The 239-nt window shown below is 57.3% G+C and carries 1 protein-coding gene; it reads left to right on the forward strand.

Annotated features, from left to right (window positions below):
* A partial coding sequence (locus SB753_RS40960; protein WP_410805668.1) for a ketopantoate reductase C-terminal domain-containing protein occupies positions 1-191 on the forward strand: 191 nt, incomplete at its 5' end.
* Positions 192-239 lie beyond the last annotated feature (48 nt).

Consider the following 239-nt stretch of genomic DNA (forward strand, 5'->3'; position numbering starts at 1 on the left):
CGCCGTCGCCGCTTACCGCTTCCATGTTGCGCGATGTAGAGAACCACTCGCACACCGAGGCCGATCATATTCTCGGCGATCTGATCGCGCGCGGCGGCGAAGCGCAAAAGAGCGAGCAGAGTTTGTCGTTGCTGCGCATCGCGTATAGCCATTTGAAGACGTATGAGGCAAGGCAAACGCGCACGTCGTGACGTAGTGAATTTAAGCGTTGAACGTGAGCAGTGAGTCGTAGCCCCATG

It is taken from the genome of Paraburkholderia sp. SIMBA_053, from assembly GCF_046534895.1.
GTDB lineage: Bacteria > Pseudomonadota > Gammaproteobacteria > Burkholderiales > Burkholderiaceae > Paraburkholderia > Paraburkholderia caledonica.